Origin of the sequence: Bacillus sp. RC242 (assembly GCF_044908245.1) — a bacterium.
Classification (GTDB): Bacteria; Bacillota; Bacilli; order Bacillales; family Bacillaceae_G; genus Bacillus_A; species Bacillus_A mycoides.
Genome location: NZ_JBIYCZ010000002.1, coordinates 328,266 through 353,538 on the forward strand (window position 1 = coordinate 328,266; position 25,273 = coordinate 353,538).

A 25,273-nucleotide genomic window follows, 5' to 3' on the forward strand; every position below is an offset into this window, starting at 1 on the left:
ATTCCTCCAATTAAATAATGGAACTTGATGCAATCCTTATGGAATAATTAACGGAATAGATGTGTCTCCTGTTCTCCTTCAACTTCCCATTTGGCAATTTCCTCTCTTACACGAGGGGCAACTTCTGTTCCAAGCAATTCTATGGCACGCATGACTTGATCATGTGGCATGGTACTTAATGGTACATACATCATAAAGCGTGTAATCCCTACATGCTTACGAAGATGTATGATTTTTTCGGCGACTGTATCTGGATCACCAACATACAACGCCCCTTCAAAACTTCGTGCAGCATCAAAGCTGGAACGATCATAATAAGGCCACCCCCGCTCTTTACCAAGTTTATTCATGCCTGCCTGAGTGGAAGGGAAAAATGTATCTGCTGCCAATTCCGTATTCTCTCCAACAAATCCAATTGAATGAGATCCCACCTGAAGTTTTGATACATCATGACCAGCGTGAGCCGCCGCTTTCTTATATAGCTGTACAATTCGTGCAAAGTGCATTGGGCTACCACCAATAATCGCCAGCATAAGTGGTAATCCCAGAAAACCGGCACGGATAGCAGATTCCTGATTCCCACCGCTACCAACCCATATCGGTAAAGGATTTTGAACAGGTCTTGGATACACACCTAAATTATTGATTGCTGGTCTATGTCCGCCTTCCCAAGTCACTTTTTCGGACTGACGTATTTTGAGCAGTAGGTCCAAATGTTCTTCAAACAGTTCTTCATAGTCTTTCAAGTTATAGCCAAACAATGGAAAAGATTCGATAAAGGAGCCACGACCCGCCATAATCTCTGCGCGTCCATTTGAAATGCCATCCAGTGTAGAAAAATCCTGAAAAACGCGCACAGGATCAGCTGAAGAAAGCACGGTTACTGCACTCGCGAGCCGTATCTTTTTCGTTTGTGGTGCCGCCGCTGATAGAACCATCGCTGGAGAGGATGCTGCATAATCCTTCCTATGGTGCTCACCAACACCAAACACATCAAGTCCTACTTGATCAGCAAGAACGATTTCTTCAACAACTTCACGCAATCGCTGTGCGTGACTTATCACTTCACCACTATGTACATCTGGTTTCGTTTCTACAAAAGACGTAATACCTATTTCCATTTGTTATCTCTCCTAGTCCAATTAGATTTTAAGTCAAAAAAATTAAGCATTTCCTTTATGGTAGTAACGTGTTTCTCATATTGGCTAACACACGTTTATTTCATGAAATCTTAACTCGTCTGGTCATAGCCCAAAAAAGAAGAGCGAAAGCACTGACAGAGGCTCCAAGTAAGGAAACCCCTCCCCAGCCAAAGTGTGCGTATATTTGAGTCGAAGCAATTGAACCACCAGCACTGCCGATAGAATAAAACACCATATATCCAGCAGTAAGTCGACTCCGTGCTTCTGTATGCAATGGAAGGATCATGGTTTGATTCGTGACATGTATTGCCTGTACGGCCAAATCAAGTAGAACTATCCCTATCACTAATGCGATTAACGACTGCTCTATATAACTGATGAACAACCATGAAATCAATAATAGAGCTAAAGCAATACCTGTCGTTCGTTGTCCGTAACCTTGATCGGCCAATTTCCCTGCCCGTGCCGCAGCTAAGGCTCCAGCCACACCTACAAGACCGAATGCGCCAATTGCACTATGAGATAGAGCAATTGGAGGTGTACTAAGTGGCAGTACTAGTGAAGTCCACAAAATGCTGAAATCAGCAAAAATTAGCATGGCTAGAACGGAGCGAACGCGTAACGTTCGTTCTTGAATAAACAAAGCAAGCACCGATCTAATCAACTGAGGGTAAGATAGCGATTTTACCTCGCGCTCAACATTGGGCAACATCTTTATAAACATAAAAACCATCAAAAGCATGAGCGCAGCAGAAAATAGATATACAGAACGCCATCCCGCAACATCTGTTAATATACCAGCAAAAGTACGTGCAAGAAGTATGCCAATAACAATCCCACTTGTTACAATGCCAACGACACGTCCTCTTTCTGTAGGGGAAGCGATGGTCGCTGCAAACGCCACGAGAGTCTGTGTCACAACTGCAAGCAGACCCACCAAAGCCATACCTGCGAAAAGTACCATGCTGGAGGAAGCAGTACCAACTATAACCAGAGCTGTTGTAGATAATAGCATCTGACCGACAATTAGACGTCGCTGGTTTAGCAAATCTCCAAGCGGTACGAGTAGCAGTAAGCCCACTCCATAAAAAATTTGTGTAACGGTAATAACAATACCAATAATGGAATGGTTAATACTAAACTCATTAGATAGTTGATCAAGCAACGGCTGTGCAAAGTAAATATTGGCAACAGACATTCCACAGGCAGTCGCAAACAATAATGCCAAAGCGTGAGACATGGATGGCTGTTGATTCAAATTAGGTTTTGTTATGGAAGATTTATGACTTATCTTAGTGTAGAGTGGATCATCTTCTATATTTGTCTCTGTTTTGCACATACCTTAACCTCCAATCACATTAGATTTTCAATCATAACATACCGTTCAGTACAATATGATTACTGGTAAATATAACTTAGCCTTATTCATGATGTCAACGATTTTTTGCACTAAAGTTAATATTGCATTAAATGAATGGAGCTTGATTTGACAGGAAGAATGGCTAATTATATAATAATTACATACTGTTTGGTAATAAAAACAACAATTGTAATTACCTACACACCTATCCTAAAACAATTAATAAAATCAAAGTTTGAGGAGGAGAATTCTTAATGGCAAGAACCCGTGAATTTGATGAGGATCAAGTTTTAGATGCAGCAATGCAGTTATTTTGGGAGAAGGGATATGAGGCTACCTCATTAAGTGATCTTACTTCTAGAATGGGCATTCAACGCCCTAGTATTTATTCGACTTTTGGAGATAAGAAAGAATTGTTTGAAGCCGCACTTCGCAGGTATACAATGTCTCGGGCCTCTGATATACGAAATAGGCTTCAAAGTCACTCCTCTGTAAAAGAGGCATTTTCTATTTTCTTTGCCGATGTCGTCAATGAAGAATACGCAGGGGATCTTAGTAAAGGTTGTTTTTGTATCAATACAATGGTTGAATTAGCACCTCATGATGAGAGATTTGAAATTTTGACCAGAGAACATCAAATGTACCTCGCCGTCATTTTTCAGGAGACGATCGAACGAGGAATCCAATCAGGTGAGCTGGAAGTCAACACAGATGCAAAGTCTTTGGCACAGGCACTGATTGTAGCGTTAATCGGTCTAACGGTTATGATGAAATCTCGCCCCCAACGTTCATTTGTCGACAATGTAATAGCAGCGACGCTCACATTACTTAAGTGACATGATTGTATATGAAAGTACGAAAACTATACCTTTATAGGGGTAGCGTCAAATCTCCATCAAATCAAAATCTCATACCACCTCCAGAACGAAAATTTTATGCATGTTGCTCGTATTTATTGTTGGGGGATAAATCGTTCTTTAAGCTTGATGGCGATTTGGTGCTATCCCTAAAACATCTGGACTGTAATAGCCAACTAAAAAATGCAAACAAAAAGACCTTTAATCAGTCGTTTTGTTTGCATTTCCTTTTTCTAAAACCACAGAAAAGATAAGTACTATAGTTAACACCATAATAAACCCTACTTCACTTCCATCACTTACAAAAAATGAATACAAAGTATAAATTAAAATTAATATTCCATAAATAACTTTGTGCAATGAACTCCCCCCTTTTTGCCGTATATATTTTAGTGTAAAAATTTAATGCAAGCCCTATATTAAAATGAAAATAAAAAGCACCTGTGATATACACAAAGTGCTTTTCTCTTGTCAATTTATCTATTTTCACTATATTTATCTATTTTCTTTTTATAACTCAAATTTCTTCGAATCGTACTTTTCTAGAGTTTGTTACAATTCATTTTGTTCATATGGAATATGTTTATCTGTCTGTACATCTTCAACATTTTCTCCACCTGTTAATAATCTCCTGTACTTAAAAGAGTGCCCTGTTAATACTGTTTAATCATTTTGTATTGCCCTCCTTTTGTTTGATTACTTGTATCATAAAACAAGTATCTGAAGTTGATATGTAGTTTATCTAGAGTGTATGTAAATTTAAAAAATCTCTAATAAAATGTTTATGTTGTAACGTTACCATCAAAACTAGTGCTTCAAACACCCTGATTTGAAGAGACAGTAACCCATATTCTAGCTTGAATTCCCACTACAGTTCTATATTGAATAAAACCAGTTGATCCCTATAATATAAAAAGAGCACCACTTTTTGGATGCTCTTCGTTATAACTATATAGTATTTAATTTCCTTCTTTTGTTGGTACCATTTTTCCTTCTTGAGAACCTGTACCTTCTGTTCTTTCAACAGTTTTTGCATCTCCTTTAGGAGTTGCTGGCACTGCATCTTTAGGTACATCAAAGTTTTTTGAGAAAGACGTTGTTCCATCTGCACTCCGTGTAATTACTTGATTTGAACTATCTTCATTTGATTTTAAATTGTCCATTTTCGCATCATCTGCACCTACTGCACCCCCCGCTACCAATCCTGTACTTAAAAGTGCTCCTGCTAATAATGTTTTAATCATTTTTCATTACCTCCTTGTTTTGTTTGGAACTACATTTAGCATAAGACAAGAATCTATAGTTGATATGGACTGTATCTGGAGATTATGTAAAGAAAAATAGATGATCAATTGTATATCCTAATGGGTGCTTAGGCAAGATTGAAACTTAATATGAGTTTGATAATTGAGTTACCCTTCGTTTTTGGGTGTAAGGTTTTTGGCTGGGGTGAAGTGAGGAGCTAACCTTTTCTAATTTGAAACATTTACAACTAAATTTGCAATAAATTTCTCAATATAGATATACTTGTTATTTATAGTTTGAATATTCAAAATTCAAACTATAAAGCGTGATAAAAATATGATGATTATCCCTTATGTTTACTCCTTGTACTAAAGATAAGATTGAATTCTCCGACCTTATCTTTTTTGTTTGTAGAAATTTAATGCAAAAAAACAGAATCCTTGTAATAAGGATTCTGTAACAAGAAATGACAGATATATAGCAATAAAAAGAGTTACTTATATTATAATTTAAAAATGCAACAACCATATTGATAAAATTCGAAATAAATTGAATATTATATATATATGTTTCTCATGCAATTTTTGTTCAAAATGCCAATGTTATTTAAGACTTTCTCCACAATAACTGAATTAATTATCTTTAAACTGCAATTCTTCCGTAGAACCTTTCAGCGCTGTCGTAGATGAAGTTCCACCCGTAATCACTTGTGCTACTTCGTCAAAGTAACCTGTTCCGACTTCTTGTTGATGACGCATAGCAGAATAACCATGCTCTTCTGCTGCAAATTCGGCCTGTTGTAATTCAGAATACGCTGCCATACCACGTTCTTTATAGCCGCGTGCTAATTCGAACATACTGTGGTTTAACGAATGGAATCCTGCAAGTGTTACAAATTGGAGTTTGTAACCATATGATGCCATTTCTTTTTGAAAGTTTTCAATTGTTTTTTGATCTAATTTTTGTTTCCAATTAAACGACGGTGAACAGTTATATGCGAGTAACTTCCTGGGTATCTCTCATGAATTGCTTCTGCAAAAAGCTTCGCATCTTCTAAATTTGGTTCAGACGTTTCACACCAAATAAGATCTGCGTACGGTGCATATGCTAGGCCACGTGCAATTGCTTGATTGAGCCCCGCTTTTGTACGATAAAAACCTTCCGTTGTTCTTTCTCCTGTAATAAATTCTTGATCAATTGGATCAATGTCGCTCGTAATTAAATCTGCTGCATCTGCATCTGTTCTTGCCACGATTACTGTCGGCACGCCCATAACATCCGCAGCTAAACGAGCAGAAATTAAATTACGTACCGCCGTTTGTGTCGGTAATAATACTTTTCCACCTAAATGTCCGCATTTCTTTTCTGAAGACAACTGATCTTCAAAATGTACACCTGCTGCACCTGCTTCAATCATTCCTTTCATTAATTCAAATACGTTTAATTGCCCACCAAAACCAGCTTCTGCATCTGCAACAATTGGTACGAAATAATCTATATCACTGCCACCTTCCATATGCTGAATTTGATCAGCACGTTGCAACGTTTGATTGATTCTTTTTACAACAGAGGGCACACTATTCACTGGATATAAACTTTGGTCTGGATACATATGTCCAGATAAATTGGCATCAGCAGCTACTTGCCAACCACTTACACAAATTGCTTTTAAGCCTGCTTTCACTTGCTGCATTGCTTGATTTCCTGTTAATGCACCAAGCGCATTGATGTAGTCTTCTATATGAAGCGATTGCCAAAGTTTCTCTGCACCGTGGCGTGCTAGTGTATGTTCAATATCGATAGATCCTCGAAGACGAATAACATCTTCGGCACAATACGGGCGTTTTACCCCTTTCCAACGTTTATCTAACTCCCAATTTTCTTGTAATTGTTGAATTCTTTCGTTTTTCATTTCTTCCATCTCCTCGTATGTTATTTTTCAGTTATTCTTTCGAGTAACTATTGCACTAAATATTTTCTTGGCCGCCTGAGTATATTCCTGGATAATGAAGATAAGAATCAACGCTTTCTTTTATTTGTTCTTGGAAGAAAGATGCTAATATTTATTTTCCTGTTGAACAAATCCTATTTCTCTAGCTAATTTATCCAAGATATGTGATGACATATGTCTGGGGAATTTCTCAGTAAACAATTGTAGTTCATTTTGAATAGAAAGAGTCATAAAAAATGAGTTTCTTAACTTGATGGCAATGTGTTGATGTTAGAAAAACACTGAAATTTGCTATACTACAAAAATTACCCTTAGCAATACTTAATGTTTTGAATGCATCAAACTTTTTGCTTTTAAGTATAGAATCCCTTTTCTTATACACTCACTCGCCGCAATAAAGCAAAAAATACCATTCGTTACTAAACCTAGCGCATACTGACTTGAACCTTTAAAAATATACGTTACAATAAAACGTAAAATAAATACAACAATCCATATACCTAAGGCGATATAAGAATTTTTAGCATAAACCTTCCCATTATTTTTATCGATTCGTATTATAGTTGTAGAACCACGCACAGCTCCTACAATTCCTCCAAGAGCAAGTAATACTACAAATAGACCTGTTTCTATTAATGTGAGATCGTTAAATACATGAGTAAATGTATAGTATGCGATTAATACAGGAGCAATCCACATTCGTTGAACTTTCAATTCCCTTTCTTTTAGTTTAAGGAGAATTATAAGAATTAAAATAATAAGACCAGTTGTATTATCCATGCTATACTCTCCTTCTTTTTTATTATGATCTGTTTAATTTCAATTAGAAAAACACTATGTTAATTTAAAATTTTATTCTTTTTACTACATACAGTAGATATCACTTTACAATTTTTTTTCGAATTGCCATTACAGCTGCTTGTGTACGATCTGTTACATCTAGTTTTTGAAGAATATTGTGGATATGAGTTTTGACTGTCCCTTCGGAAACATAAAGGATTTTAGCTATTTCATGGTTTTGTTTTCCATAAGCTAATAATTGTAAAACATCAATCTCTCGCTTAGTTAGAGTTTCCGTATATTCAAGTTCTTCGCTAGCTAAATTATAATCATTATTATCGTGTTTTATAAATTGTGTAAAAGCTTGATTTGCTGTCGTGCTATTATAAATCATTGCCCCTCTATTCATAGATCGAATACTATCTAACATTTCCTCCGTCTCAGTATCTTTTAATATATAACCCACTGCACCAGCTCGAATACCATCTAAGACATATTGTTGTACATCAAATGTTGTTAATAGAACAACCTTTGTGTTTGGTAATATACTCATAATATTTTTAGTAGCCATAATGCCTGATAAGTCAGGCATTTGAATGTCCATAATTACCATATCTGGTGCAGTTTCTAAAGCCACTTTAATTGCTTCCTTACCGTCTTTACATTCCCCAACTATCTCCATGTCATCTTGCATTTCAATAATATAGCATAGGCCTTTTCGAACAAATGGTTCATCATCAGCTAGCACAATACGAATCTTTTCTGTCATACTTCTCCTCCATTTTTCTGAATTGGAATAGTGGCTTCAACTCGAAGTCCTTTTGGTTCATTTAGAAAAAAGGAACAATTACCTCCAACTGATTTACAGCGTTTTATCATACCATTGAGTCCAAAGCCATATTTTAATGGCTTATCCCCTGTATATATACCATTATCATCAATTGTGAGTTTTACTACTCCGTCTATTTCTGTTACGCTTACAATAACAGAATCTGCATTAGAATGTCGTAAGACATTAGTTAAAGACTCTTGTAGAATGCGATACAGAATTGTACTTTCCTCCATCGTCCACTCTGTTATATTTCCAGTTTGAATGAACTCAATTTGTAATAAAGAATTCGCTTGAACCTGTGAAATCAATCCTTTTAATGAAGTAAGCCCGAGATCTTTTTCATCACTTGTCCATTCCTTAACAGCGACGCGGATTTCTTCCATTCCTTTTCGTGCCACCTTTAAAAGTTCTTCAACATGATCTTGGGCATCAGCAGGATTTTTCCTTAAGATAATCTTAAGGACCTGTAATTGAATAATAAGTGAGGTCATTTGATGTCCAAGTCCATCATGAATCTCTCTTGCTAATTTTGTTCTTTCCGTAAAAGCTGCATATCGCATAGAAAATACCGTTGTTTCTTGTAGTTCAGCATGTGCTTCGTCTAATTCTTTTAGTTGTTTTTGATTTTTTTGATATGCGTCTCTTAGCTTGGATGTGCTTCGGATCGAGACATAGAGGCCGATAATAATTAATGTTTCTTGATAAGGAAACGTATTCGTATGTATAAATAGAATAATAACTATCCCCGTTATAGCAGCTAAAATTGTCGTTACTCGTGTCCACTTTGGTTCTGCAGCGGCAAGAAAAACTATGAGTGGCCATAACGCATAATTTGGAAAATTCGGATGAGAAAAATATAATACACATGATATGCTTATTAATATACTCGTAAATAAAGCGTACTTCCTTGCATTCCACCAAGATTTTGGTGAATACAACATCCATAGATAAATTGTTACAAAAACGCTACAAACCCATATTGCAAAGGTACCATGAGGTGCGAAACCTTGATAAAAAAATACGCATATTAAGATGATTCCTATCGCATTTCCTGCATGACTATCAATCATTTTTAAAAATACTTTTTCCATGTACTTATTCCCTCCCAACCTTACTGTTTAGTCTCTATATTTTTTGGCTATAGATGAATATCCATTTCTTGATTTAAAGGTTGGAAATTTACAACTCCCAATTATAATAGTTCATAGTTGAGTTAAATTCCTTTAATACATATCATCTAAAATCTGAAATTAAAAGAATAATGAAGTAGTTAGTATAGTGTGTTTGTTTTACCTACTTCATTATGCAAAAGAAGTTGTTTTTCTTAACCTATTTCTTTAATTTGCTTTAGATTTTTTCTATATCTTTGTATCCTAATCACAATTCCAATAGTACGAATAACTACCATCGCAATTGTAAAAAATACGAAAGCAGGGGCTATAACATTAAAATCCAAGTGATTCGATACCATGAAATCTATAAATTGTTGTGGATACCAGTCTGTCGCTACATAAGCTAATACGACTCGCCATCCAAGTCCAACAATCCATAAACATAAATAAGGAATGCCAGCAGTTACGTACGCTTTATTGTCAGAACCATATTCTACTTTCACTGTAAAAAGCATTAGCCCTCCCATGATCATGCCGACCACTGTCATGATTATGAGTGCGGTCATATTTGAACCTGAGGTAGGTATTTCCTCGACGAATAAATAAACACTTATACCACAAAGAATAAATGGCAATACAGCCTTTGTGGTTGTAAATACTTTTCTTCCGATTTGTGTTAATAATACAATTGTTAAAAATGCACCAATCATTATCCAAGCTTGAGTATTCAAATTAAAACCCCCATAAAGTATAAATTTATTGTTTATTTGCTTACTTACTGGAGGATTGTAACATCCCTACTATTTTAGAACATCTATCTGAAAGATGATTTTTTTTGAATACCCTCTATCTATAGATAGAGTTTTTTATGATTCTTTTGTGAAAAAAGTCACTTGAATATATATAACTGGATATATGGGACAGCAACATATCTTCATCAACCGAAATATTTTAACCAAAAGCCAATTATTATTACGGTAGATACAACAACAGCACATGGAAAAATGTTATTTGCTATGTAAAAAATAGGAGTTTTGAATATGTTTTCTTATTAAAATTGTAACTAAACATTTTTATGAGATGATATTTAAACTTTTGACTATCCTTATACAAGAGATGCCTTTTTGGTAATATAAACAAGCTTTTTCGAATTGATTTTCCTTTTGATAACAGGTCGCTAAGTCAATATAAAATATGGATAATTGTTTATTATTATTTTCATTTTTGAAAAAGTGAATGGCTGTTTTTTCGAGAAATTTTTTTAAATTTATTTGGTCAAAATATAAATGATTTTGATAGGAAAATAAACAGTATAATTTAGGATATTTGTTTTTTGTAGTTCGTAACCCTCGATGTAACATCTTTTTTAGCATCATTGATTTTTTCTTTATCAATAAGTGAAATCATAGTGGGATTCGGCCGAGATAGGTGTAAAAATAGGTCGTAGCGATACATTTTTTCCTAGATGTTATTTTTCGGAGATATTTGTAACATAAACGTTCATTTTTGTTACGTTTTGTATTTAAAAATACGAAACTTCCTAACTGTTGAACTGGTTGTAACAAAATACTGTATCAAAAATAATTCATAACATTATTGATTTCAAACCTTTTTGTTATAATAAAATATGGTTATTGGAAATAAAATACAGGATATGACCCGAAATTACATGTACCTCGGTCGAACCCCTACAAAAGTCATTCGAGATAATTATGACAATGTCCTTCGATTCGCACATTCCATTCGCGAAGGAACATCATCAGCTTCCCTTGTCATGAGCAAAATGGGCTCTTACTCCCGGCAAAACAGTCTTGCAACAGCACTAAGAGAGATGGGACGCATTGAAAAAACACTGTTTATCCTAGACTATATTTCTAGCGAAACTTTACGCCGGCGGATTCAAAGGGGGTGAATAAAGGAGAAGCTATGAATGCATTAGCACGCGCAATTTTTTTCGGGAAACACGGTGAACTTCGAGAACGGGCACTACAAGACCAATTACAGCGCGCCAGTGCATTAAATCTAATTATCAATGCAATCAGTATCTGGAATACTGTGTATCTATCTCAAGCTATTGAACATATGAAAAAGATTGGAAAACATCGAGAAGAGTTGCTTCCTCATATCTCACCTCTTGGTTGGGAGCATATTAATTTTCTAGCTGAGTACAACTTTACTGTCAGCAATTATCATTCGTTCCGTCCTTTAAGAACATAAAAAGACCCTGATTTCCTGCTTAGCGTAAGGAAATCAGGGTCTTTTTTCTCAAAAAATGTCTTAGCGTATAATATCCACGTTTTGACGTCAGGACCCCCTAATAGGGGTAGAGTCACATCGCTATTAAGCTAAGAAAATACAGCTATCCCCAGAACGAGATTTTGTGCTAATTTGTAATAAAAAAGCTCATTTTTTCGTTTTGGGGCTGATTTATTTTCTTAAGTTGATGGGCATGTGGCAATAGCCCATATAACAACAATTAGTTAAATTAATATTTTATTCGTTGTTTTATTTCTTTAAAACGATCATGTATTAATTTCTTGATATCCGGGTGATCTTTATATAAGGTAACGGTATACATGATGGAAGATGCAAGAATAGTAGACCATATTAACCAATCTCCAGCATGAGAAAGAACTTTAATTATTTCACTCGTAAACTGTTCCTGTCCCGCTTGAAATGTCAATACGAGCGAGTTGAGATTGAACAACAATAAAATAACAATCCTGCCCAAAAGCATAATAATCCATCCGATAATATACGTATAGCCTCCAACACTACATAATTGATTATTATGATGAAAAACTTTCACCCTCTTAGCTTGCCAATAACCAACTATCGCTCCTAATATAAGCAAGCTAATTAATTCAATTGTAATAATATAGTCCAATCTATTTGGAAGACCCATATAAGTTCTAATTATAGCCATGATTGGTATACCAAGAAGATCGAAGCTATCTACTTTCTTCGGGATAAGCTGCCTAATAATCAATACAATAACGACTACAAGAATAATAATGAAAACTTTATTCATGCGATTAATCCCTCTTTTTTTCTTTTAAATAATACTCAATAAGTTGATTTACTTTTTCTTCTGGATATGATTCTGGTGTTTGAAGGACATGAATTACTAGCCCATCAATAAATCCGTACAGTATCTCTAATTCAAATTCTCTATTGTGACCTGGTGTGACGTATCCTAGATCCCTCATTAAATCTAGAATTATTCCCATAAGATACCTCGTATGGTCATCCATTTTCTTCCGAAGTTCAATAAGTTCTGGAGAACTAAAGGATATACCCAGAAATGTAATCCAAACCTTCCCTTCCAACATTTCTTCTTTATTAGAAGGAATAATAAATTTCATTAATCTTCTAAGTGCTTCTTCTTTCGTTCCCTTAAATTCACTTGTACGATTGTTTGCCCGTTCTTCCATTCGATTCAATACTAAATTCATTGCATAATGAATTAATTCATTTTTAGACGAAAAATGATGCTGAACAAGTCCAACCGAAATGTTTGCCTCGTCAGCGATTTGCTGTATAGAAGCTTTATCAATACCTTTTTCTAATATTACACGCCAAGTAGCAGTGGCTATCTGATTCTTCCTTTGTATTTGATCAACAATTTTAGGCACTCATATCCTCCTCCCTTTTTATAATACGATCATATTATAAAAAAAGTACCTAAAATAATATGATCATATTATTTTAGGTTTCACATTGCTCTCAAGCTAACAAAACAAAATTCCCCTATAATAAAAAATACGGTATTCCTACCGTATCCCCTAAAAAAAGAAACAGCATCTACTAGCATTTTTGAAAAAACGTTAGGTAAAAGTAAGAACATACAGTAGCTGGCTTTATTTTTAATATCATTCTTATTCCCCCTACAATCGTTCCAAAAAGATAGTAACTTTCCCCAAGAAGACTCTTACTGTCGACGTTCAAAAGCAAGACGTACAGCAAGACCTGTCAAGACGCTTGCCATAAGCCAACGTTGCACTCGCAGCCACGTTGGGCGTGTGCCAAACCATTTGGCAACTCTACTTGCTGTAAATACAATTAGGAGGTTGACTATAAAGCTAACCGTTATTTGTGTAAAGCCCAGAACTGCACCTTGTAGAAGCAACGATCCTTTCTCAGGATCTTCAAATTGAGGTAGAAGTGACACATACAAAATAGCAATCTTAGGATTCAGCAGATTCGTCATAAGTCCCATTAAAAATAATTTCCGTGGCGGCTCAATAGCAATAGTACGAGGTTCCATAATAGATGTAGCACCGGGCTTAATCGAATTCCATGCGAGCCAGAGTAAGTAAGCAGCACCTGCCCACTTAACTGCTTCATAGAGAGACGGAACAGCTAGGAAAAGGGCTGTAAGTCCGAACATTGTTGCGATTATATAAATTATGAAGCCAAGCATGATACCCAAAAGAGAAATGAATCCTGCCATACGCCCCTGCGTAATCGAGCGAGAAATGAGATAAATCATGTTAGGCCCAGGTGAACAAACCATACTAAGTGAAACAATTGCAAAAGCTAGCAAAGTGCTAAAACTGACCATGAATCTTCCACACCTTTATCTTACATAAATTTCTTATCGTCCATTTTATCATGATTGAGGAGAAAAAAGATTAATGTATGCCTATTCATATAAGGTTAACATAGCCTATTATTATCGGGGTTCACTGTATTTAGAAGACTATGAAAAGTCCTCCATTTTTTTAAACTGGGGGACTTTCTTGATCACAAGGCTTTAAAAGTAACCTATCCATAGTGATATTAAAGTTACTACTAACAGGGCAAGAAGAAATGTGATATTTCTAATCCACTTTTGTATATCATCAAAATACCGCTTTATAAATGCAACGTTGATATAAAACATGAGAAATACAACAAAGAAGGTAAAGTTACCAAATTTATCATTCAATTTTTCATTAGTAAATGTGCTTACATGAAGGAATAGTAAAGCAAAAGTTACTAAGAATAACTCAAATAGCCTTTTTTTGCTCACGCCACCACCACCCTACAGTAATTTCCTTTCGTTTTATTTTATCTGAACATAGTGTGTAGCAGACTATGAATATTATACTTATGTAAAAAAGGCTAACAATTTAAGATTGTTAGCCTTAATCGCGCCTTTTAAAAAATAACTCAATATAACAAATGAATGATTCTTCAACTTACACTATATTCTCCTTTTATTACAAAAAACGAACCTCGAATTGTTCCAGCAAGTTTAGACTTCTGTCTAGCAAACTTAAACTTCTCTACTAACTCCGTTGGTATCTCCATTCCCTCAGAAAGCTTAAATCCAACGGCCCGCTTCTTTGGGTTATCCAACGTATACATGACGTTGACTGCAAGACCATCCTCATAGAAGACATAGGCAAATTTAATATTTTCCACTTGAAAACACGATGTTTCTAAAGGTTTTGCCGCAAACTCAATATCACGTTCTTCTTTCAAAATGCGGTTCACATAATCAAGAGTCTTCTCGCTTTCACTAGCTGGTACAACCGTAAATTCATGCTTGTATTTATTCATAAAGTAACGTGCTTCATGGGCACGTAAACCAGCAAGTGCTTCTGCTACAGGTGAAGACTCCATGCCAGCTGTAGTTACGTTTTTAAAATCAACTATATTGGACAATTCCATCTCTCCTTTTAACACTTTACTTCCTAACAACTGGAATCCATATTTCACCAAATACTAAGCCGTTTCGCTGCCCCATCTCAACTGTTGTATTTGGCCCACCAACATAGGAAAAATCTTTTACTTCTGCTAATGCTTGACCAAATGCAATACCAGTAAGCTTATTACTTAGCTCCTCAGCTGTATCGCCTTCCCCTTTAACTACTAGGTATTCTCCCCTCGGAAACTGGATAACTCTAGAGTCTTCTTGTATCGTTGCCTCTGTCATGACACCAGCGTAATACATCATCTTGTTATTCACCGCTTCACTCACAGAAAAAATGTAATCATTTGTAGCTAAAGCTTTTAAAGTGTCCAACCTTCCATCTTGTTCGACAGCCAGCCAAAAGTCTGCCTTTTCCTTGTTTATGCCCGCAAAGTCTGTATAGTGGCTCTTAAGTTCAGTTCCAATACCTAACACGATAAAGCTATCTTTTTCTTCTATTGTATAATTTTTCATATTTAAAACCTTCCTCACTTTTAAATTGATCAAACGATTTATCTTTTCACTTGATGAGTTTATAATATCTTTAAATCATGTCAAAAAATGATACTGTTTAGGAGACCAACATGAAAAAAGTTGAACGGATTAATACGATCATGCGCTATATTAACAACCGCTCCCACTTTACAATTTCTGAAATCATACGAGAATTTAACATTTCACGATCGACAGCTATTAGAGACATTAGAGAAATTGAAGCCATGGGGATGCCGCTCGTCGCTGAAGTTGGCAGGGATGGAGGATATTTTGTCATGCATAACTCTATCTTGCCCGTTGTTCGCTTTACTGATAATGAGGTCAAAGCTCTTTTTATTGCCTTTATGGCCACAAGAAATCAACAACTGCCCTATCTAAAGAGTCGTCAGTCTTTAGCCGAAAAACTACTAGGACTCATCTCAGAAATCCAGCAGGATGACCTTGTTCTTTTAAATCAAATCTTGCTTTTTGAAGGGACTAACCCTCATAATCCTGACCTACTTGAGCTTTCTGACCTCCCCCATCCTATGTTAGAAAAACTCATCCAAACCCTTCTTTTAGATAGCCATTTATTGATTACAGTAAAAGAAGAGGAGGAAACCAAGTTTTATCCAATTTATCTACTGCACCTTTATCAAGAAAAAAGCCATTGGATAATTGAAGGCTTTGACATAAAAGAAGAAAAAAAGAAGATGTTTCTCGTTGATCATCTCATTAATGTCGAAACCTATACGCCGAAAAACAGATTAAGTAAGAAAAAAATTTCAGAAAAACTAAGTAAGAGGGACGAAGCAATCAACCTTGTACTTGAACTTGGTCCAAAAGCGATTACCCAGTTCAAAAAATATCATCCTATAAAAATTTCTATTTCCTATACAAATCCTTACCAATCCACAGCCATTCTAAAAACTTTTATCAATGTTAACAATCTCGATGAATTGATAGAAATAACAAATTGGCTACTTTTCCTAGGTAAAGATATCAAAATCAGGGAAGTTCCTGAAGAAGTGTTAGAAGGTTTAAAAGAGAGATTATGTTTATACTGCCCATAAGCAGTGGCCAGTTAAACCCAAAATAATATTGAGTTTGACTAGATGCCAGTTACCTCTATTTAAATACCTAGTAAAAACATTTTATTCGCTACCGCTACTTGAAACGCTCTTCTAAGAATAACGCCAACACAAAAAAAAGACATGAACTAATCTTTGTTCATGTCTTTTTATATTAGAGTTTAACCCTCATAAAACAGCTTGTTTAAAATTCGAATATGGACGTATCTTATCCATAATCTCTTTCATTCTTTTTTCATATCCCACTATTTTAGCACTTGAACTAACAATAGCGAATTAGAATAATGACTTAATACTTGCTAGGACAGTAAGTATACCTACAACAATGACAAACACATTGCTCATTTTCCCTCTGTATTTAGCCAGTACTGGTACTTTACGAATCGCATACATTGGTAATAGACATAAGATCGCAGCAACTAATGGACCGCTAAGAGCATCAATGATTCCAAGAATACTTGGATTTGCATAAGCAACATACCAGCATGTTAATACGACAAAAGTAAGAATCATTGTCTGAACTGTTTTTTCTCCTATATCTTTCCCGCGTTTTTTACCGGACTTCATAATCATGTCACGCATTACCTCATACGCTCCTACATAATGGCCAAGGAAAGACTTTGTAATAGCCACAAAAGCAATGATAGGAGCTGCAATAGTGATTACAGGCGAATTAAGCTCATTAGCAAGATATGATAGGATTGACAAGTTCTGTTCTTTTGCCATCTTAAGATCATCTGGAGTCAAACTTAAAGTACTGCTCCAAACAAAGAACATAACAACAGCGAATGTCATGATATAGCAAACTTTTTGTATTTGAGCACACTTGGCATCAGTAGCTTCTATTCCATACGTAGCTCTCTGTTTCATAACGAATGACGAAATCATAGGAGAATGATTGAACGAGAATACGATGATTGGTAGTATCATCAATATCACTCCAAAATACCCTGTTCCTGTTGAAGCAGTAGACGCACTTGAGAAACTAAGCATTGACGTATTCCACTGTGGAATTAAAGATATTGAGATAAACAGTAAAGAAGCTATGAAAGGATATACTAGCATGCTCATTATCTTTACAGTGATATCTTGACCGAAATTTAGTATAGCGATAAGACCGAGTACTAATACAAGTGATAAAATGGCCCTTGGAGGCTCCGGCATGTGCAATTGATGCACGATAAAACTACTTGCAGTATTTGTAAGTGCAACCGAATACATCAGTACGATCGTATAAATTGAGACGAAATATACTATGTTAAAAATTATACTTGCCTTATTGCCAAAATACTCTCTTATTGTGCCTGTAATCCCCTCATCAGCAGAATTGGAAGCGTATATCATTTTAGCAAGTGCCCTATGTGAGTAATACATAACAGGAAATGCAAGTATCGTAATTAACAGTAATGATAATAAACCACCTGAACCGGCATTAATAGGTAAAAAGAGTACTCCTGCTCCAATTGCTGTTCCAAAAAGGCTCAATGCCCAGGTAGTATCTTGTTTATGCCACTTTTTAGGATCTGGATATTTCTCATTTTTCACTGCAGTGTTTTCAGCTTGAAATTCTATTTTTTTTGCAGTATTCCCATTCATATAATAAATCCCCCTTGTATCCTATTCTTACGTCTCTTTTTAGGCTTAAGAATATAGACCATTCTTAAAAAATGAACCGCTTACTAGATGCGCCATATTGTAAACGATTCCACCTAAAGCTGTCTCTCTTAATGTGCGAGGCATTTATCCTCCAACCCTATACTTACCATTGATGATATTGTTTACACCAGCTAATACGATGTCCGCTGCTGCTAAACTATTTTGAAGAAATTCCCCTTCTGGTCACACACCTTTCTGTAAGTAATCGTTTCAGTCTGTCCAATTTTAAAATGTTTGATATTTTCTTCGTAGGTAATCGGTTACCTCTCGACGCCCTCATTATAACGTTTATATTTGCGAGTCTAATATTTTTTTATTTTTAGAAAGACAGAATAAACAGAATTATGAATAGATAATAAATTACAATTGGTATGTAGCAATTGTGTCTATTTTTTGAAGCTGTATTAGTTAATAGAAAAGTAAACATAATACAGAGTTCCTTTCATTAACACATTGATTATATTAGGAACTCGTTATAAAGATACTTATATTTCCCTTTGCTTTCACATCTTATCTTTGACATGAAGCTGTTGTAATAAATAATACACATTGATGTAAAGGAATAAATTTAGAAAACATAAAATTATTCTCATGAATTTTTATTACATATAACGAATTAATATTCATTTTTCAGAAAAGAAGAACTTTTCCAAAGGAGCCTACGCACCTTATATAATGGTTATCATGTTGAGCCTATTAAAAGAATTACACCATAAGTTTCCATTTACTATATGTAATATTTATTAAGTGTAGTTTTTTCTAAATATGCATAATTACATATTTAGAAAAAGAGAGTATACTTTCGAATTGTGTAGTAAAGATATAGCCCACCTACGGAAATAGGTGGGCTTTTCATGTATAAAAATTGCATTTATTATATGGCAATTAGAATTGAGGTCAAAATATTATCTCTTCCCTTTTAACTCTCTCAGTCTGCTTTTTCTCAACGTCTGAGCCTACTTACGTACCAACTGCATAACCAGTAAGAATACTAACAATTATAGCAATAACTAAGATTAATGTGATTTAAATCCATTTTCCCATATATATATTATTCCAGAAGGTTTAGTTGCCATTGTGCACCGAACTGGTGGTGTTACCCTAACTGACGTTTAAATGCTTTGCCGGCGAAGAAGTAAGCGATAACCATAATGCCCACACACCAAGCAAGTGCAATCCAAATATCGTTGCCAACAGTCCCTTCATATAAGAGGGCACGAATCGCATTCACGATTGAAGTCACAGGCTGGTTTTCAGCGAACGCACGAACAATTTTTGGCATAGTTTCGGTAGGAACAAAGGCCGAACTAATAAAGGGCAGAAAAATTAGTGGGTACGAGTAGGCTGTCGCCCCTTCCATAGACTTCGCTGTCAACCCAGGAATGATAGCCAACCATGTCAGCGCCAGCGTAAACATCCCGAGTATTCCAGCTACCGCGAGCCAATCCAGAATATTAGCACTGGAACGGAAGCCCATTAAGAGCGCAACAAGAACAACCACCACGATAGTAAGCACATTAGCAACAAGTGATGTTAATACGTGAGCCCATAATACCGACGAACGCTTGATAGGCATAGTAATGAAACGTGCCATCAGCCCGCTCTTTACATCCGTAAACAACCGTACGGAAGTGTAAGCGACACCGGATGCGATAGCCATCAGCAAGATTCCCGGCAATAAATAATTGACGTAGTTATCCGTTCCTGTCTTTATGGCGCCGCCAAATACGTAGACAAACAACAGCATCATCATAATCGGCGAAATCGCTACCGTAATAATTGTATCTGGACTGCGCATGATGTTGCGCATTAAGCGCCCTAATAATACCCCTGTTTTGCTCTTCATTTACATCTCCTCCTTTTTGCCAATAATCGCAAGGAAAATTTCTTCCAATGTCGGCTGCTTCTCGATATACTCCACTTTTGTTGGCGGGAACATCTCTTTAAGTTCTGTAAGAGTACCAGTCTTAATAATTTTTCCGCCATGCAAGATAGCGATACGGTCCGCCAGTTGTTCGGCTTCCTCGAGGTACTGGGTCGTGAGCAAGATGGTTGTGCCGCCGCCGGCAAGTTCCTTGACGGTATCCCACACTTCAATCCGCGCTTCGGGGTCAAGCCCTGTCGTCGGTTCATCGAGAAAAATGACTGCTGGCGTCCCAATCAAGCTCATGGCGATATCAAGCCGGCGCTTCATCCCACCTGAGTACTGGTCTGCCCTCTGGTTGGCTGCATCAGTCAGGCTGAATCTTGCAAGCAAATTATCAGCGACTTGAGCAGGAATAGAAACTCCACGCAAATTGGCAATCATTATCAAGTTTTCTCTCCCCGTGAGCATACCGTCTAAAGCTGCAAACTGCCCTGTCAGACTGATACTTTGACGAACATGATCCGGTTGACGCTGAACGTCAAAACCACAAATACCTACTTCGCCGCCATCTTGCTTCATCAGCGTCGAGAGGATATTGACTATCGTCGTCTTGCCCGCTCCATTTGAGCCCAGCAATGCGAAAATTTCGCCACGCTGCACTTCAAAATCTACCCCTTTTAACACTTCTTTATCTTTAAAGGATTTTTTTAATCCTTTTACAGAAATCGCTGTATTGGTCATGCTTTTTTCCTCCTTAAAAAATGTTTTGTAAAGATAGACTGCCTACACCCTCTATTTAGTATTACTGATAATCTGTATTACTTAGTACCGATTTGAAAATATAACTGAATAGCAATGGCGTCAATTCACATTTGTAACCAGCTAATCAGTCGGTATTACCTGTTGCATTTATTTTTTTCTCAATTGCTTCATGATACTTTCATTCAAATCTTCACGATACTTGGAAACATAAGTTTTAGCGTTTGCCACTAGTTCGTCAGCAAAGGATGCCACGTCCTCCCCAGTGATTTCTAGCACTTGTCTGCCTTCCGCCGCACCGGCTTCAAACAAATCGATTAGTTCATACTGTATGTGTAGCATATCCATCCCGTTACCAGCTGAGAAATTCCACATGTAGTTTTGAATTTTCTTAAACACAAACTGATAGTCCTCTGGCAGAGCTCCAACACGTGCCATCATCATTTTGTACTCTTTTTTATCACCAATTAATTTTTTGAACATTTCCAACATATTATTTTTCCTCCTTTTTTATAAAGCAGAACAAGAAACTCCCAAAATATCGGCCGAATATTTAATCTTATGAGGCTAGTTTGACTTCAAGACGTTAATTTTTGATGATACAAAATCCCATTTTCTCCAAAACAATTCAAGCTCCTGACGGCCATCCTCATTTAGTGAATAAAACTTGCGAGGCGGCCCCATGTCTGACGGTTTCTTTTCAATATTCACAAGTTTTTTCTTCTCTAATCGCACAAGGATGGTATAGACCGTTCCTTCCACGACTTCAGTAAACCCAAGCTCATTCAGGTGGCGGGTAATCTCATAGCCATAAGTTTCACGGCGGCTAATGATTTCCAGAACACATCCTTCCAGCGAACCTTTCAACATTTCAGTTAAATTTTCCATATTCTGATCCTCCTTTACCCCCTATTCTGTCTGACTTATATTCAGTATCACAGAGTACTAAGGCTAATTTTTACTGAATAGCTTTTGAGAAACCTCACTATTCAGTATTACTTATTACAAATACATTGTATGACTAAGTAGATGTAATGTCAACTCGATTTTTAAATTTTTTCTTAAATCCGCTTTTGCCTATTGGATACTGAATATATTTTTAAAAACTACGCTATTCAGTATTACTCATTACCACTACATTGTATGACTATGTAGATAGAATGTCAACTCGATTTTTAAATTTTTTCTTAAATCCGCTATTATCTATTGGATACTGCCTATTTTCTTCTTAAGAAATCTCACCACATACCTATCCAGCTAAGAAAAGGAAATACCCCAAAACAAAAATTCCACATTTTTGTTTTGGGGCGTTATAATATTCCGAAGTTAATGAATGTGGCTAGCTCTCTTTATTAAGAAGACGGATCATTTTTTTGTTCTTCTACTAATGCACCTGTGCATCTAATACATAAGCTTGCGAATACATACAAATTCTTTATAAAGTGAAACTTTAATCAGTGGGGCGTTTACGGGCAGCAGGGCTCCCCCCTAACTTCTTTGCTCCAGCTGAATTTTGAGGTGGGAGTTTTACTGCCCGCAAATAGCGGGATAAAATTTTGAAGTTGATGGATGCTGCAGATTCCCTTTATTAATAAGAAAGATTCGTTTTGTGTTCTTCTGTGGTTTTGAAATAAAGTCGTACCGTTTTGCCCCTTTGGATCTGTTTATCTAAATGGGTGTTTTTATAATAAAAAATGAAAAGAAGATCTGAATTGAAAGGCGGATTAAGGAAATGTTGAGTAGCAATAAAATTACTCAACTAAAGGTCCATTTAATTCAGTAAGAAGGAAAATTTATTAGACAAAGAGAAATATAAGTTGATTGGCAATTGCGTAAGTTAAGGAGATCATATTTATAATGAATACTACAAAAACCACAGGGTGCTTTACTATTGTTGATAATAATGAAGGCAAAATATTGTTAGTTAAACGAAATGATTATCCTATCTGGGATTTGCCTGGGGGAAGACTAGAAGAAAATGAACAGTTAGATAAGTGTGCTATAAGAGAAACTAAAGAAGAAACGGGCTATATAATTGCTATTGAGCGTAAAATAGGAGAATATCACCAACCTCAATACGATGATATGCAACATATATTTTCAGGGAAATTACTAGGGGGGGGAACCAATAAATAATGGGCCTGAAACTGCAAAAATTGGGTGGTTTAATCCTAGTAGATTACCTTTGTTAATGGTTCCAAATAGACGAAAACAGATCAGTAATTTTATGAAACACAAAAATTCACTAATAAAAGAGACATTAAAGACACCATTTATGGTAAGGTTATTGAAAAAAATTATGTGAGATGGTTATTGAATTAACGGGTGCTTTAGTTGAGGAAGGCTCATTGAAACGATCAAACTTTTTTATAAAACATTTGAGCAATTAGATGAAATAAGAGCATGTTTTGATTAATCTTTTTTCAAAACATGCTCTTTCTATTTGTCTTTTATCAGTGGCATTCTCATTAATTTGATCAAACTTTATTTTAAAGCCACATCTTCTACTAACGCACCTGCGAATCTAATACATAAGTTTTCGAATACATACAAATTTTTTATAAAGCCAACTCTACATATAGGACACCCTTTTTGTTACGATAACATCATATTCATATCTTCTGCTGCAGTTGTAATCAATTTTAAACCAAATGTCTCTTGTAATACATCAAGCACACCAGGTGAAATAAATTCAGGCGCCTTTGGACCAATGCGAATATCTTGAATTCCAAGACTAAATAGCCCAAGTAAAATAGCAACCGCTTTTTGTTCAAACCATGATAAGACAATACTTACTGGCAATTCATTTACTTCACATTGAAAAGCATCTGCTAAAGCTTCCGCTATTTTCACTGTAGAAATTGAGTTATTACATTGCCCTAAGTCAATATAACGCGGAATCTCCGTACCAGGTACAACCCCATAATTCACATCATTAAAGCGGAATTTCCCGCAAGAAGTTGTCAAAATAACCGTTTCTGGCGGAAGCGACGTTGCTAATTCACGATAGTATTCCCCGCCTTTTCCTGGTGCATCACAACCTGCGATGACAAAGAAACGCTTTATTTTCCCTTCCTTTACTGCCTCAATAATTTCTGGAGCTAATGATAATACTGTATTATGATGAAACCCTGTTACTAACTGCTCATCCGACTCCATATGTACTTCGGGAAGTCCAAGCGCTTTTTGAATCAATGGTGCAAAATCATCATTTTCAATTTTTTGTACGCCCTCTAAGCCTGCAATATCATATAAAAAGAATCGATCAGAGTATGATCCTTTAATTGGCATAACACAGTTCGTTGTAGCTAATATGGCACCTGTAAATTTTTCGAAAAGGCGTCGTTGATCATACCATGCCTTACCGATGTTTCCTTTTAAATGTTTATATTTTTTCAGTTGTGGATATCCGTGTGCTGGTAGCATTTCAGAATGAGTATAAATATTAATTTCTTTTCCTTCTGTTTGCTTTAATAACTCTTCTAATGCAAATAAATTATGACCAGTAACTACAATTGCCTTACCTTCTACATGGTTCTGCGTAATTTGAACAGGCTCCGGAACACCAAAGTGATTCGTATGTGCCTCATCTAATAACTCCATTACTCGTAAAGCCGATTTCCCTACTTTCATAGCCATATCAATATGTTCTTGTTCATTAAAGTTAGAATTTGTTAATGTCATATATAGCGCTTCTTGAGTTGTAGCATCTACAAATGCATCTGTATACCCTAGCTGAGCAGCATGAGTACGATAAGCAGCAATTCCTTTTAATCCAAACACAATCGTATCTTGTAAACTTGCAATGGTTTCATTCTTACCGCAAACCCCCATCACTTTACATCCACCTGTTGGCGTTTGTTCACATTGATAACAAAACATATCATCCCACCCTCTCCCAATCATTCCTTACAAATCAAGCATAATACCCATTAGGAAAAAAGGATGTGATATGAATCACAATAATATATATAAATTTGTGACAGTTCATATTGTTGACATAATATTTTTATTGGCGCTAAAAAACGGACACCTTTGTTAATACTTTCAAATAGCTAGATGATTGATTTAGAGAACTATTAGCAACTAATAAGCATACAAAAACGCTATTCTTTCTATCATTCAACAGAAAGAATAGCGTTTTTTCATTTTGAAGAACTATCAATTTTTTGATTAAAGATTTTATAGGAAACCTCTTTATTTACAATACATTTACACCATCTTAACATTTTTTACATTATTTATATGATATATTTATATAGAAACTACTTAAGAAATTTCATGTACATCGTTATCTTTATAATCTCTTAACTGATTGATAAGAGATTATGTTACATTTTCATACCAGGGGTGAATTAGGATGACTGAAACTTTAAAGACACTTATAATGCTTGATGTTACTTACGTTGTTATAGCAATTATGACGGTACTGGTATTTGTATACTTGGAATTAAAATCTCAGTAACT

At 35.8% G+C, this 25,273-nt stretch carries 23 protein-coding genes and 4 pseudogenes; 5 read left to right on the plus strand and 22 right to left on the minus strand.

Annotation, left to right across the window (positions count from 1 at the left end):
• Positions 1-47: 47 nt before the first annotated feature.
• Together ABH957_RS05435 and ABH957_RS05440 are read right to left on the minus strand one after the other, a co-directional pair.
• Positions 48-1,121, minus strand: coding sequence for an LLM class flavin-dependent oxidoreductase (locus ABH957_RS05435; protein ID WP_215586665.1), 1,074 nt, complete (start codon positions 1,119-1,121; stop codon positions 48-50).
• A gap of 100 nt (positions 1,122-1,221) precedes the next feature.
• A complete protein-coding gene (locus ABH957_RS05440) occupies positions 1,222-2,481 on the minus strand; it encodes an MFS transporter (RefSeq protein WP_215586666.1) in 1,260 nt (419 codons plus the stop codon).
• 275 nt (positions 2,482-2,756) lie between these two features.
• Here ABH957_RS05440 and ABH957_RS05445 point away from each other — a divergent pair, with 275 nt between their 5' ends.
• Positions 2,757-3,338, plus strand: coding sequence for a TetR/AcrR family transcriptional regulator (locus tag ABH957_RS05445; protein WP_000124675.1), 582 nt, complete (start codon positions 2,757-2,759; stop codon positions 3,336-3,338).
• Between the two features lie 222 nt (positions 3,339-3,560).
• On the opposite strand, the gene ABH957_RS05450 is transcribed toward ABH957_RS05445, so the two are convergent.
• The 8 genes and pseudogenes from ABH957_RS05450 to ABH957_RS05485 form a co-directional block, all read right to left on the minus strand.
• Positions 3,561-3,719, minus strand: a complete 159-nt coding sequence (locus tag ABH957_RS05450; protein ID WP_002137521.1) for a hypothetical protein — start codon at positions 3,717-3,719, stop codon at positions 3,561-3,563.
• Between the two features lie 116 nt (positions 3,720-3,835).
• Positions 3,836-4,030: pseudogene (locus ABH957_RS05455) on the minus strand (hypothetical protein).
• Positions 4,031-4,324: 294 nt separating this feature from the next.
• Positions 4,325-4,603, minus strand: a pseudogene (locus ABH957_RS05460) (hypothetical protein); the annotation flags it as partial.
• A 633-nt stretch (positions 4,604-5,236) separates the two neighbouring features.
• Positions 5,237-6,516, minus strand: a pseudogene (aceA, locus tag ABH957_RS05465) (isocitrate lyase).
• 360 nt (positions 6,517-6,876) lie between these two features.
• On the minus strand, positions 6,877-7,335 hold the full coding sequence (locus ABH957_RS05470; RefSeq protein WP_002137524.1) for a CcdC protein domain-containing protein: 459 nt from the start codon (positions 7,333-7,335) through the stop codon (positions 6,877-6,879).
• Between the two features lie 100 nt (positions 7,336-7,435).
• Positions 7,436-8,104, minus strand: coding sequence for a response regulator (locus ABH957_RS05475; RefSeq protein WP_002087571.1), 669 nt, complete (start codon positions 8,102-8,104; stop codon positions 7,436-7,438).
• Positions 8,101-9,258: a sensor histidine kinase gene (locus ABH957_RS05480; RefSeq protein WP_404510715.1), complete on the minus strand. Its 1,158-nt coding sequence runs from the start codon at positions 9,256-9,258 to the stop codon at positions 8,101-8,103. The genes ABH957_RS05475 and ABH957_RS05480 overlap by 4 nt, the downstream gene beginning before the upstream one ends.
• Before the next feature lie 233 nt (positions 9,259-9,491).
• Positions 9,492-10,010: a hypothetical protein gene (locus ABH957_RS05485; RefSeq protein WP_404510716.1), complete on the minus strand. Its 519-nt coding sequence runs from the start codon at positions 10,008-10,010 to the stop codon at positions 9,492-9,494.
• A 162-nt stretch (positions 10,011-10,172) separates the two neighbouring features.
• Between ABH957_RS05485 and ABH957_RS05490 the strand changes: the two genes are divergently transcribed.
• Entirely contained in the window at positions 10,173-10,301 is a 129-nt protein-coding gene (locus tag ABH957_RS05490) for a hypothetical protein (protein ID WP_404444297.1), read from the plus strand.
• Between the two features lie 656 nt (positions 10,302-10,957).
• A pseudogene (locus ABH957_RS05495) lies at positions 10,958-11,496 on the plus strand (Tn3 family transposase); the annotation flags it as partial.
• A 268-nt stretch (positions 11,497-11,764) separates the two neighbouring features.
• Here the strand turns inward: ABH957_RS05495 and ABH957_RS05500 are convergent.
• The 6 genes from ABH957_RS05500 to ABH957_RS05525 form a co-directional block, all read right to left on the minus strand.
• Positions 11,765-12,310 (minus strand): hypothetical protein, encoded by a 546-nt coding sequence (locus ABH957_RS05500; protein ID WP_404444294.1) that lies wholly within the window; start codon positions 12,308-12,310, stop codon positions 11,765-11,767.
• Between the two features lie 4 nt (positions 12,311-12,314).
• Complete coding sequence (locus ABH957_RS05505) at positions 12,315-12,914, minus strand: TetR/AcrR family transcriptional regulator (protein WP_404444291.1); 600 nt, start codon at positions 12,912-12,914, stop codon at positions 12,315-12,317.
• Positions 12,915-13,210: 296 nt separating this feature from the next.
• Positions 13,211-13,843 (minus strand): LysE family translocator, encoded by a 633-nt coding sequence (locus ABH957_RS05510; protein ID WP_002066409.1) that lies wholly within the window; start codon positions 13,841-13,843, stop codon positions 13,211-13,213.
• Between the two features lie 192 nt (positions 13,844-14,035).
• Positions 14,036-14,293, minus strand: coding sequence for a DUF3963 domain-containing protein (locus ABH957_RS05515; protein WP_033709324.1), 258 nt, complete (start codon positions 14,291-14,293; stop codon positions 14,036-14,038).
• 164 nt (positions 14,294-14,457) lie between these two features.
• Positions 14,458-14,967 carry a phage tail protein gene (locus ABH957_RS05520; protein ID WP_078178994.1) on the minus strand — a complete coding sequence of 170 codons (510 nt, stop codon included), beginning with the start codon at positions 14,965-14,967 and terminating at the stop codon, positions 14,458-14,460.
• Entirely contained in the window at positions 14,954-15,433 is a 480-nt protein-coding gene (locus ABH957_RS05525; RefSeq protein ID WP_404510717.1) for a GyrI-like domain-containing protein, read from the minus strand. Before ABH957_RS05525 ends, ABH957_RS05520 begins: the two co-directional genes overlap by 14 nt.
• Before the next feature lie 110 nt (positions 15,434-15,543).
• Between ABH957_RS05525 and ABH957_RS05530 the strand changes: the two genes are divergently transcribed.
• Complete coding sequence (locus ABH957_RS05530; protein ID WP_215551947.1) at positions 15,544-16,506, plus strand: helix-turn-helix transcriptional regulator; 963 nt, start codon at positions 15,544-15,546, stop codon at positions 16,504-16,506.
• Between the two features lie 294 nt (positions 16,507-16,800).
• Here the strand turns inward: ABH957_RS05530 and ABH957_RS05535 are convergent, their stop codons facing one another.
• The 5 genes from ABH957_RS05535 to ABH957_RS05555 all read right to left on the minus strand — a co-directional run bounded on the left by ABH957_RS05535 (position 16,801) and on the right by ABH957_RS05555 (position 21,694).
• On the minus strand, positions 16,801-18,120 hold the full coding sequence (locus tag ABH957_RS05535; protein WP_282914951.1) for an aromatic amino acid transport family protein: 1,320 nt from the start codon (positions 18,118-18,120) through the stop codon (positions 16,801-16,803).
• Between the two features lie 1,156 nt (positions 18,121-19,276).
• Positions 19,277-20,026, minus strand: a complete 750-nt coding sequence (locus ABH957_RS05540; protein WP_404510719.1) for an ABC transporter permease — start codon at positions 20,024-20,026, stop codon at positions 19,277-19,279.
• Positions 20,027-20,788: an ABC transporter ATP-binding protein gene (locus ABH957_RS05545; protein WP_404444283.1), complete on the minus strand. Its 762-nt coding sequence runs from the start codon at positions 20,786-20,788 to the stop codon at positions 20,027-20,029.
• Positions 20,789-20,956: 168 nt separating this feature from the next.
• Positions 20,957-21,298 carry a DUF1048 domain-containing protein gene (locus ABH957_RS05550; RefSeq protein ID WP_002014108.1) on the minus strand — a complete coding sequence of 114 codons (342 nt, stop codon included), beginning with the start codon at positions 21,296-21,298 and terminating at the stop codon, positions 20,957-20,959.
• Between the two features lie 75 nt (positions 21,299-21,373).
• Positions 21,374-21,694: a PadR family transcriptional regulator gene (locus tag ABH957_RS05555; RefSeq protein ID WP_002128372.1), complete on the minus strand. Its 321-nt coding sequence runs from the start codon at positions 21,692-21,694 to the stop codon at positions 21,374-21,376.
• A gap of 969 nt (positions 21,695-22,663) precedes the next feature.
• Between ABH957_RS05555 and ABH957_RS05560 the strand changes: the two genes are divergently transcribed.
• Positions 22,664-22,942, plus strand: a complete 279-nt coding sequence (locus tag ABH957_RS05560) for an NUDIX hydrolase (RefSeq protein ID WP_404510721.1) — start codon at positions 22,664-22,666, stop codon at positions 22,940-22,942.
• A 459-nt stretch (positions 22,943-23,401) separates the two neighbouring features.
• On the opposite strand, the gene hcp is transcribed toward ABH957_RS05560, so the two are convergent.
• Positions 23,402-24,688, minus strand: coding sequence for a hydroxylamine reductase (gene hcp, locus ABH957_RS05565; RefSeq protein WP_404510722.1), 1,287 nt, complete (start codon positions 24,686-24,688; stop codon positions 23,402-23,404).
• Positions 24,689-25,273 lie beyond the last annotated feature (585 nt).

What these genes read in the sequence shown, in the direction of transcription:
- ABH957_RS05435 (WP_215586665.1), bottom strand. Translation starts at nt 1,121, where the DNA reads ATGGAAATAGGTATTACGTCTTTTGTAGAAACGAAACCAGATGTACAT.
- ABH957_RS05440 (WP_215586666.1), bottom strand. Translation starts at nt 2,481, where the DNA reads ATGTGCAAAACAGAGACAAATATAGAAGATGATCCACTCTACACTAAG.
- ABH957_RS05445 (WP_000124675.1), top strand. Translation starts at nt 2,757, where the DNA reads ATGGCAAGAACCCGTGAATTTGATGAGGATCAAGTTTTAGATGCAGCA.
- ABH957_RS05470 (WP_002137524.1), bottom strand. Translation starts at nt 7,335, where the DNA reads ATGGATAATACAACTGGTCTTATTATTTTAATTCTTATAATTCTCCTT.
- ABH957_RS05475 (WP_002087571.1), bottom strand. Translation starts at nt 8,104, where the DNA reads ATGACAGAAAAGATTCGTATTGTGCTAGCTGATGATGAACCATTTGTT.
- ABH957_RS05480 (WP_404510715.1), bottom strand. Translation starts at nt 9,258, where the DNA reads ATGGAAAAAGTATTTTTAAAAATGATTGATAGTCATGCAGGAAATGCG.
- ABH957_RS05500 (WP_404444294.1), bottom strand. Translation starts at nt 12,310, where the DNA reads ATGAATAAAGTTTTCATTATTATTCTTGTAGTCGTTATTGTATTGATT.
- ABH957_RS05510 (WP_002066409.1), bottom strand. Translation starts at nt 13,843, where the DNA reads ATGGTCAGTTTTAGCACTTTGCTAGCTTTTGCAATTGTTTCACTTAGT.
- ABH957_RS05525 (WP_404510717.1), bottom strand. Translation starts at nt 15,433, where the DNA reads ATGAAAAATTATACAATAGAAGAAAAAGATAGCTTTATCGTGTTAGGT.
- ABH957_RS05530 (WP_215551947.1), top strand. Translation starts at nt 15,544, where the DNA reads ATGAAAAAAGTTGAACGGATTAATACGATCATGCGCTATATTAACAAC.
- ABH957_RS05535 (WP_282914951.1), bottom strand. Translation starts at nt 18,120, where the DNA reads ATGAATGGGAATACTGCAAAAAAAATAGAATTTCAAGCTGAAAACACT.
- ABH957_RS05540 (WP_404510719.1), bottom strand. Translation starts at nt 20,026, where the DNA reads ATGAAGAGCAAAACAGGGGTATTATTAGGGCGCTTAATGCGCAACATC.
- ABH957_RS05545 (WP_404444283.1), bottom strand. Translation starts at nt 20,788, where the DNA reads ATGACCAATACAGCGATTTCTGTAAAAGGATTAAAAAAATCCTTTAAA.
- ABH957_RS05550 (WP_002014108.1), bottom strand. Translation starts at nt 21,298, where the DNA reads ATGTTGGAAATGTTCAAAAAATTAATTGGTGATAAAAAAGAGTACAAA.
- ABH957_RS05555 (WP_002128372.1), bottom strand. Translation starts at nt 21,694, where the DNA reads ATGGAAAATTTAACTGAAATGTTGAAAGGTTCGCTGGAAGGATGTGTT.
- ABH957_RS05560 (WP_404510721.1), top strand. Translation starts at nt 22,664, where the DNA reads ATGAATACTACAAAAACCACAGGGTGCTTTACTATTGTTGATAATAAT.
- hcp (WP_404510722.1), bottom strand. Translation starts at nt 24,688, where the DNA reads ATGTTTTGTTATCAATGTGAACAAACGCCAACAGGTGGATGTAAAGTG.